Source organism: Asticcacaulis biprosthecium C19 (assembly GCF_000204015.1).
GTDB lineage: Bacteria > Pseudomonadota > Alphaproteobacteria > Caulobacterales > Caulobacteraceae > Asticcacaulis > Asticcacaulis biprosthecius.
The window spans coordinates 715866-717200 of sequence record NZ_GL883079.1 but is presented as its reverse complement, the minus strand read 5'-3'; the positions used below and the strand labels follow the sequence as shown (position 1 = coordinate 717200).

Genomic DNA, 1335 nt, shown 5'->3' with positions numbered 1-1335 from the left:
ATGACGTAGCGGCTTAACTTTTGTCTGCAAGATAGGCCGCCAGCGCGATCCGATCCCCCTCAAACAGGCGCTTAACCAGATCATCGACCTGCTGCGCCACATAAGCCTCCCGGTTCAACAGCGGCAGATACCGTAACGGCACGACACTGCGGTCTGACCGAATGGCCTGCCGCTGCATCAGACGGTGCAGCAAGGTCTTGATCGTTGGTTCCGCCCACGGTTCCACAGCCTTGACGGCAGCCATCAACTCCGCAGCCGTCAAGGGGCCGCTCCGCCACAGGGCCTCCATCAAAACCCGCTCAGCCTCGGTGATCTGGATCGTCGTCACGCGCCCAACACCCGGCGGTCGATATGGGCGTTGATCACGGCGGTCGCGACGATGGCGGTGACGCCCGAGATCAAACCCAGCACCAAACTCAATGCCGCCTCGGCCATACCAGGCGCGATAGCGACGACGGGCACGATCTGGTCGGCGGAGATCCGCGCGAACGAAAAGAACCCGGTATAGGCCGCCCCCGCCACGCCGGCCAGAGGCGCGGCCCAGCGCAGGGCCGCGACCAGGCTGGAACCGCCCGACAGGTCGCGTTGGCGTACCTTGACCACGGCCGTGACCACGGCAAACACCATACTCAACACCAGTAAGCCCATCAAAATTTGCAAGGGCAGGGCGGCATCGAGGAACGCGCCGGCGATCGTCATCAGTCCGTCACGCTTCATTGAACGCCAGCCTTGGCGGGCCGCGCCATTGTGGCATGGGCAAAGGCCGCAGCGCCCGAGGCAACGAACCCTGCCATGACGACCATCAGGATTTCCGCCAGGCCCGGCGCCCAGATGACGAAGGGCGGAACGCCGCCGTCATACACCATGCGCACACAGATGTTCATCGCCAGGAAGGCGGCCGCCGCCAAGCTGACCAGGATGCCGCCTGTGCGCAGTCCGCTGACAAAGGCCTCGCCCCGCTTTCGTTTCAGGAACGACAGGACCAGGGCGAGAATGGCCGAAACCACCAGTACGACAAAGACGAGCTTGGCCACCGGGCCGGTATCGTTGAAAACGGCGGTGAACTTCACCCCGTCGGCGCCGGGGCGGACGGCGTTGGACGCCCAGACTGGCGCGCTGACGCTCCAAAGTGCGATGGCTGCTATGACGGGACGCAGACAGATGGCAGCAGACATGGAAAAACCCCTCGAGATTACGTTTGTAATCCATGTAGATTACAAGTGTAATCTTGGCTGTCAAGCCTGTTTCCATGCCTTCGGTGGTTTGATCCTACCGGCCTCGGCCGATACCACGCCAACACTCATAGCCGTGGCAATCCAAGGCTACAGAAAGAAA

General features: G+C 62.3%; 3 protein-coding genes. All 3 read right to left on the bottom strand.

What is annotated here, in order from left to right; genetic code table 11:
- Positions 1–13: 13 nt before the first annotated feature.
- From ABI_RS25380 to ABI_RS18515, 3 genes are read right to left on the bottom strand one after another with little or no spacing between them, the layout of a single operon-like run.
- Positions 14–328 (bottom strand): BlaI/MecI/CopY family transcriptional regulator, encoded by a 315-nt coding sequence (locus ABI_RS25380; protein ID WP_006274586.1) that lies wholly within the window; start codon positions 326–328, stop codon positions 14–16.
- A complete protein-coding gene (locus ABI_RS25375) occupies positions 325–717 on the bottom strand; it encodes a MotA/TolQ/ExbB proton channel family protein (RefSeq protein ID WP_006274585.1) in 393 nt (130 codons plus the stop codon). Before ABI_RS25375 ends, ABI_RS25380 begins: the two co-directional genes overlap by 4 nt.
- A complete protein-coding gene (locus ABI_RS18515; RefSeq protein WP_006274584.1) occupies positions 714–1175 on the bottom strand; it encodes a hypothetical protein in 462 nt (153 codons plus the stop codon). The genes ABI_RS25375 and ABI_RS18515 overlap by 4 nt, the downstream gene beginning before the upstream one ends.
- Between the last annotated feature and the right edge of the window lie 160 nt (positions 1176–1335).

Bases quoted from the DNA above. Each gene is read 5' to 3' on its own strand.
- ABI_RS25375 (WP_006274585.1), bottom strand. From the start codon at position 717: ATGAAGCGTGACGGACTGATGACGATCGCCGGCGCGTTCCTCGATGCC.
- ABI_RS18515 (WP_006274584.1), bottom strand. From the start codon at position 1,175: ATGTCTGCTGCCATCTGTCTGCGTCCCGTCATAGCAGCCATCGCACTT.